This window comes from Mycobacterium sp. NGS11 (assembly GCF_059813315.1).
The window spans coordinates 81,358-88,212 of sequence record NZ_JCALEJ010000021.1 but is presented as its reverse complement, the minus strand read 5'-3'; the positions used below and the strand labels follow the sequence as shown (position 1 = coordinate 88,212).

General features: G+C 69.1%; 7 protein-coding genes. 6 read left to right on the top strand and 1 reads right to left on the bottom strand.

The window, feature by feature from the left end; genetic code table 11:
- Positions 1–1,984 (top strand): ATP-binding cassette domain-containing protein (locus AC5Y4T_RS20170; protein WP_499955064.1); only part of this gene is annotated, 1,984 nt, incomplete at its 5' end.
- Positions 1,985–1,991: 7 nt separating this feature from the next.
- On the opposite strand, the gene AC5Y4T_RS20165 is transcribed toward AC5Y4T_RS20170, so the two are convergent.
- On the bottom strand, positions 1,992–2,156 hold the full coding sequence (locus AC5Y4T_RS20165) for a hypothetical protein (RefSeq protein ID WP_499949360.1): 165 nt from the start codon (positions 2,154–2,156) through the stop codon (positions 1,992–1,994).
- 238 nt (positions 2,157–2,394) lie between these two features.
- On the opposite strand from AC5Y4T_RS20165, the gene AC5Y4T_RS20160 reads away from it, so the two are divergent.
- The 5 genes from AC5Y4T_RS20160 to AC5Y4T_RS20140 are packed head-to-tail and all read left to right on the top strand — an operon-like array spanning position 2,395 to position 6,855.
- On the top strand, positions 2,395–3,573 hold the full coding sequence (locus AC5Y4T_RS20160) for an acyl-CoA dehydrogenase family protein (protein WP_499955062.1): 1,179 nt from the start codon (positions 2,395–2,397) through the stop codon (positions 3,571–3,573).
- A gap of 15 nt (positions 3,574–3,588) precedes the next feature.
- A complete protein-coding gene (locus tag AC5Y4T_RS20155; protein ID WP_499955060.1) occupies positions 3,589–4,704 on the top strand; it encodes an acyl-CoA dehydrogenase family protein in 1,116 nt (371 codons plus the stop codon).
- Positions 4,701–5,201 carry a MaoC family dehydratase gene (locus AC5Y4T_RS20150; RefSeq protein ID WP_499921024.1) on the top strand — a complete coding sequence of 167 codons (501 nt, stop codon included), beginning with the start codon at positions 4,701–4,703 and terminating at the stop codon, positions 5,199–5,201. The genes AC5Y4T_RS20155 and AC5Y4T_RS20150 overlap by 4 nt, the downstream gene beginning before the upstream one ends.
- Positions 5,202–5,209: 8 nt before the next feature.
- Entirely contained in the window at positions 5,210–5,656 is a 447-nt protein-coding gene (locus AC5Y4T_RS20145) for a MaoC/PaaZ C-terminal domain-containing protein (RefSeq protein WP_499955057.1), read from the top strand.
- A complete protein-coding gene (locus AC5Y4T_RS20140; RefSeq protein WP_499955055.1) occupies positions 5,653–6,855 on the top strand; it encodes a thiolase family protein in 1,203 nt (400 codons plus the stop codon). Before AC5Y4T_RS20145 ends, AC5Y4T_RS20140 begins: the two co-directional genes overlap by 4 nt.

Genomic DNA, 6,855 nt, shown 5'->3' with positions numbered 1-6,855 from the left:
CGCGTCGGTCATCGCGACGTCGATGATGAAGATTCTGCGGCCGGGCAAGGCCGGCCCGGATGCGCCAGGCGCGATCAAGATCGGGCGCGCCAACGACAACGACATCGTCATCCCCGAAGTGCTCGCATCGCGGCACCACGCGACCCTGATTCCGACGCCCACCGGCACCGAGATCCACGACAACCGCAGCATCAACGGCACCTTCGTCAACGGCGTCCGGGTCGATTCGGCCGTGCTGCACGACGGCGACGTGGTCACCATCGGCAACATCGACCTGGTCTTCCACGGCGGCAACCTGGCTCGCCGCGACCAGACCGCGACCGCGACGCGCAGCGGCGGCCTCGATGTGCGGGGGGTGACCTGGACGATCGAGAACAACAAAACGCTGCTCGACAACATCTCGCTGACCGCCCTGCCCGGCACGCTGACGGCCGTCATCGGGCCGTCCGGCGCGGGCAAGTCGACCTTCGCCCGTTTGGTCGCCGGGTACACGCACCCGACGACGGGGACCGTGTCGTTCGAGGGCCACAACATCCATGCCGAGTACGCCTCGTTGCGCAGCAGGATCGGGATGGTGCCGCAGGACGACGTGGTGCACGGACAGCTGACCGTGCAGCAGGCGCTGATGTACGCCGCCGAGCTGAGGCTGCCGCCGGACACCACGAAAGATGACCGCGCCCAGGTGGTGGCGCGGGTGCTCGAAGAACTCGAGATGACCCAGCACCTGCACACCCGGGTGGACAAGCTGTCCGGCGGCCAGCGCAAGCGCGCGTCGGTGGCGCTCGAGCTGCTCACCGGGCCGTCGCTGCTGATCCTCGACGAGCCGACCTCAGGCCTGGATCCGGCGCTGGACCGCCAGGTGATGACCATGTTGCGGCAGCTGGCCGACGCCGGCCGGGTGGTGCTGGTGGTCACCCACTCGCTGACCTACCTGGACGTCTGCGACCAGGTGCTACTGCTTGCCCCCGGCGGCAAGACGGCGTTCTGTGGGCCGCCCGGCCAGATCGGTCCCGCAATGGGCACCACCAACTGGGCCGACATCTTCAGCACCGTCGCTAGCGATCCCGACGGGTCCCGGGCGCGCTACCTGGCCCGAACGGGCCCGCCGCCCGCTCCGCCGCCCGCCGAGAAACCGGCCGAGCTGGGCGATCCCGCGCACACCAGCCTGGTCCGGCAGTTCTCCACGATCGCCAGACGCCAGATGCGGCTGATCATCTCGGACCGCGGCTACTTCCTGTTCCTCGCGCTGCTGCCGTTCATCATGGGGTCGTTGTCCATGTCGGTGCCCGGCGATGTCGGCTTCGGGATTCCGAACCCGCTCGGCGCCGCGCCCAACGAGCCCGGGCAGATCCTGGTGCTGCTCAACGTCGGCGCGGTGTTCATGGGGACCGCCCTGACCATCCGCGACCTCATCGGTGAGCGCGCGATCTTCCTGCGGGAACAGGCGGTCGGATTGTCTACGTCGGCCTACCTGTTGGCCAAGGTCTGCGTGTACACGGTGTTCGCGATCGTGCAGTCGGCGATCGTGAGCGTCATCGCGGTGCTCGGCAAGGGCGCCCCGACCCAGGGCGCCGGGGCGCTGGGCAAGCCGGCTCTGGAGCTGTTCGCCGACGTCGCGCTGACGTGCGTGGCGTCGGCCATGCTGGGGCTGGCGCTGTCGGCCGTCGCCAAGTCCAACGAGCAGATCATGCCGCTGCTGGTGGTCGCCGTCATGTCGCAGCTGGTGTTCTCCGGTGGAATGATTCCGGTCACCGCGCGCGTCGGGCTCGACCAGATGTCCTGGGCTACCCCGGCGCGGTGGGGATTCGCGGCGTCGGCCTCGACCGCCGACCTGACCAAGCTGGTGCCCGGGCCGCTCACCCCGAAGGACTCGCACTGGAAGCACACCGCGGCGACGTGGTGGTTCGACGTCGGGATGCTATTCGTCATCAGCGCCGTCTACCTGGGCTTCGTGCGCTTCAAGATCCGCCTGCGGGGCGGCTGAGGCCCGGTCAGGCGCCCTTGCGGACCATCTGTTCGGCCGCGGCACGCATCCGGTCGGACAGTTGCAGCAGGTCGTGCTCGCCCACGCCCAGCGGCAGCGTGTACGCCAGCTGCCGCAATTCGACGGCGTAATTGCGCAGGTCTTCGCGGAGACGCATCTCAACAGTGGGCATGACTTCTCCTGGGGCTCGGCAGGATGCCTGGTCCCCGTCGACCGGCCGATCCGTCAATCTTCGCAGCCGGTCCGGATGACCGCGAGAGGGTCGACGCGTATTAACGGGAGTTTGACAGCGTGTTTACAGTCCGAACGGCGCTCGAGCATGACGCGGCCCGAAATTGCCGGCACCATCTCGCCGTGGCGTTACGCTGACGACGCTCGGTGAAAGCATGGGGAAAGGCACAGGCGCCGGAATGGATTTCGAACTCGACAGTGGGCAACGCGCCTGGCTCACCGAGGTTCGTGAATTTCTCGCAGTCAACGTCACCCCGGAGTTGCGCGCCGAGCTCGCCGAGCACGACTTGGAATTCCCCGACGGCGAGGTGGCCCGGTTTCGGCGCAAGATCGGGGCCAAGGGCTGGTTCGGACTGAACTGGCCGCGCGAGTACGGCGGGCTGGGCCTCGGCGCCACGTACCTGCATCTGTTGATGAGCGAATTCGAGTATTGGGGCGTGCCCGGTCCCGACCTGACGGTGACATCCGTGGCGCCGATGATCATGCGGCACGGCACCGAGCGCAACAAGACCGACTGGCTGCCCCTGATTGCGCGGGGCGAAATGATATGCGCGGTCGGCTATTCCGAGCCGGATGCGGGCACCGACCTGGCCAGCCTGCGGACCAGCGCCACCCGGGACGGCGAAGAATGGGTGATCAACGGCACCAAGATCTGGAACAGCGGCGCCCAGCGCGCCACGCACGAATGGCTCTGTGTGCGTACCGATCCCAGTGGCGCCCGGCATCGCGGCATCTCGGTCATCATCGTGCCGATCGACAGCCCGGGCGTCGAAATCCGTCCGCTGTACGCATGGTCGGGCTATCGCACCAACGAGGTGCGATTCCATGACGTGCGGGTGCCAGCCACCAACCTGGTCGGCGAGGTCAACCGCGGCTGGACCTACATCACCGGCGCGCTCGATCTCGAACGCGGGGCGCTGACCAACGCCGGAGACCTCCGGCGCGCCGTCGAGGAATTGCACGAGTTGGCGCGCCGCCCGCGGCGCGACGGGACCGTGCCCGCCGACGATCCGTCGCTTCGCCGGCGGCTGGCGCAGGCGGAGGCCGACGTCGCGGTGGCCGTTCTGATGGGCTACGAGGCGGCGTCGATCCTGGATTCGGGCGTGATACCCACCGTCGAGGTCAGCGTCGAAAAAGTGTTCACCAGCGAGCTGCGCCAGCGCATCGCCGACCTGGCGCTCGACCTCCTCGGCCCCGACGGCCTGCTGACGCACCGCGGCGAACAGGCCCCGCTGGCGGGCAAATTCGAGCGGCTCTACCGGGCCGCCCCGCTGATGCGCTTCGGCGGCGGTACCAACGAGGTGCTGCGCGACATCATCGCCCAGCGCGGGCACGGAATGCCCTCCTATGGGCGCTGATTCAGAACGCCGCGGATGAAGACGGTCCCCACCGCCGAACAGCGCGAGTTCGCCGCCGCCTTGCGCGCAGTGCTTGCCGCCGAGAACCCCATCGAGCTGGTGCGCGCACTCGACGAACCCGGGGCGGACCGCCGCACGCCGGCATTGTGGAAGGCGCTGGCCGATGCGGGCGTCTTCGGCCTGGCCGTCGACGAGGAGTACGGCGGGGCCGGCGGCTCCCTCGACGACCTCGCCGTCTTCTACACCGAGGGCGGCCGCGCGCTGTGCCCGACGACCGTGCACAGCAGCGTTGTGGCCGCGCTGGCCATCGACCAGCTCGGCTCGCCGGACGACAAGGCCCGCTGGCTGCCGTCGCTCGCGTCCGGAAGCGCACGGGCCACCACCGCGCTCTGGAACGCGCGCGACGCCGCGCTCGTCGCCCCCGCGCTGCGCGCCGATCGGGCCGCACACGGCTGGCGGCTCGACGGAACCGCGGACTACGTCCTCGATGCCGACGTCGCCGATCTTGTCGTGGTGTCGGCCGCGGCGGGCGGGCGCACCCTGGCCTTCGTCGTGGACATCCGCGGTGCCGGCGTGGAACCGCTCGACATGGCCGGTGGCCTCCGCGCCTTCACGCTGCGCTTCGACGGCGTCGCCGCCGACGTGGCGATCGAGGTCACCACACCGGCGCTGCGCCGGCTGGCGAACACCGCGGTGGCGCTGGGATCGCTGGATCTGGTCGGGGTCGGCCAGGCGGTGCTGGACCGCACCGTCGACTACACCAAGCTGCGTCATCAATTCGGCCGGCCCATCGCGTCGTTCCAGGCCGCCCAGCATCTGATCGCCAACATGCACATCGCCGTGTCGGCCGCGCGATTGGCCGCGCACGCGGCGGTGTTCTGGCTGGGACGCGGCCGCGTCGCCAGCAGGCAGACGGCTGTCGCGCGCATGCACGCCGCCACCGCGGCGCGGCTGATCACCTTGGATGCCCATCAGCTGCACGGGGGCATGGGGTACGTCACCGAGACCGACCTGCACCTGTGGAGCGAGCGGGCAAGGTTCGCCTCGACTTTCGGCGGCGGAGCCGACATCGCCGCCGGCTGGCTCGAACAGAGCCTGCACCACGAGACAGACGAAGGGGAGCGCCGTTGAGCGAGGACAGTCTGATCGACGCGGAATCGGCGTCGCGCGTCGGCACCGTCGCCGCGTCGGCAACCGGCGAGGTGAACCGGCGCGATTGGCAACGCTGGGCGGCGGCGGTCGGCGATCACAACCCGCTGTATTTCGACCCGGATTACGCCAGGGCCAATGGATATCGCGACATCATCTGCCCCCCGCTGTTCCTGCAGTACGCGATCCTCGGCGTATCGCCGCTGGGTTCGCTGCGTCCCGATGGGTCGTCCGGCGCGGTCTCCGGCAGTTTGGCGTTTCCGCGCGCCCCCAAGCGGATGGCCGGCGGGGAGAGCTTCACGTTCCACCTGCCCGCGTATCACCGCGACGATATCGAGATGGTCCGAACCATCTCCTCGATCGTCGAAAAGCGGGGCCGCTCCGGCGCATTCGTGCTCGTCACCTGGCACACGGTGTACCACAACCAGCATCGCGACCTGCTGGCCGAAGCGTCGACGTCGATGATCGCGCGACCCTAGGAATTCCATTGGCCGAAAAACAGGTTTTCTACGACGACGTCGTCGTCGGCGAGCACACTCCGACGCTGACCGTCACCGTCGACGAAACCCAGATGTTCTTTTTCTCCGCGGCCACCTACAACGGCCACCGGATTCACTACGACAAAGAGTGGGCGCGCGACACCGAAGGCTACGACAACGTCCTGGTTCACGGCCCGCTGCAGGCGGCGTTGCTGGCCCGCGCACTCAGCGACTGGATGGGCGGGCGCGGGCGGCTGGTGTCGTTCTCGGTGCAGAACCGGGCGGTCGCGTATCCCGGTGAGTCGCTCAGCTTCGGCGGCGAGGTCACCGGTAAACGGCTGACCGACACGGGAACCGGGCTGGTCGACCTCGTCATCGCCGGCCGCCGCGGGGACACGATCCTGATGCCGGGGACGGCGACCGTCGAGCTGCCGATGCGGGGAGCCTCGCGGTGACCGGGCTGCGCGGCGAGGCGGCAATCGTCGGCATCGCGGAGTTGCCCGCGCAGCGCCGTCCCACCCGCGCTCCGCTGTTCACCCTCGACCAGTACGCGGTGCTCGCGAAGATGGTCATCGAGGACGCCGGGGTCGAGCCCCGCCGCGTCAACGGTCTGCTGACCCACGGCGTCGCCGAGTCGGCCATGTTCGCGCCGGCCACCCTGTGCGAATACCTGGGTCTGGCATTGGATTTCGGTGAGCGGGTCGACCTCGGCGGAGCCACCGCCGCCGGAATGATCTGGCGTGCGGCGGCGGCTGTCGAACTCGGCATCTGCGAAGCCGCGCTCGCCGTCGTACCGGGATCGGCGTCGGTGCCCCAGTCCGAGCGCCGACCCAAACCCGACCCGAATTGGTATGGGGCGTCGTCGAACAACTACGGCTCCCCGCAGGCCGAGTTCGAGATCCCCTACGGCAACGTGGGCCAGAATGCGCCCTACGCGCAGATCGCTCAGCGCTATGCGGCGGAATTCGGGTACGACCCGGCCGCGGTCGCCAAGATCGCCGTCGACCAACGGACGAACGCGTGCGCGCATCCCGGCGCGGTGTTTCACGGCACCCCGATCACGGTGAACGACGTGCTGGACAGCCCGATGATCGCCGACCCGATCCACCTGCTGGAGACGGTGATGCGCGTGCACGGGGGAGTGGGAGTGCTGATCGCCAACGCCGATATCGCCCGCCGCGGCCGCAACCGCCCGGTGTGGATCAAGGGCTTCGGCGAACACATCGCCTTCAAGACGCCGACCTACGCCGAGGACCTGCTGTCCACCCCGATCGCGCGCGCCGCCGACCGGGCGTTCGCGATGGCCGGGCTGGACCGTTCCGATGTCGACGTCGCGTCGATCTATGACTGCTACACCATCACGGTGCTGATGAGCCTCGAGGACGCCGGATTCTGCACGAAAGGCGAAGGCATGTCGTGGGTCTGCGAGCACGACCTGACCTACCGCGGCGACTTCCCCCTCAACACCGCCGGGGGCCAGCTGTCCTTCGGCCAGGCCGGCATGGCCGGCGGCATGCACCACGTGGCCGACGGCGCCCGCCAGATCATGGGCCGGGCGGGGGACGCGCAGGTGCCCGACTGCCACACGGCGTTCGTGACCGGCAACGGCGGCATCATGAGCGAACAGGTCGCACTGCTCATGCGGGGGGACTAG

What these genes read in the sequence shown, in the direction of transcription:
- AC5Y4T_RS20165 (WP_499949360.1), bottom strand. Translation starts at nt 2,156, where the DNA reads ATGCCCACTGTTGAGATGCGTCTCCGCGAAGACCTGCGCAATTACGCC.
- AC5Y4T_RS20160 (WP_499955062.1), top strand. Translation starts at nt 2,395, where the DNA reads ATGGATTTCGAACTCGACAGTGGGCAACGCGCCTGGCTCACCGAGGTT.
- AC5Y4T_RS20155 (WP_499955060.1), top strand. Translation starts at nt 3,589, where the DNA reads ATGAAGACGGTCCCCACCGCCGAACAGCGCGAGTTCGCCGCCGCCTTG.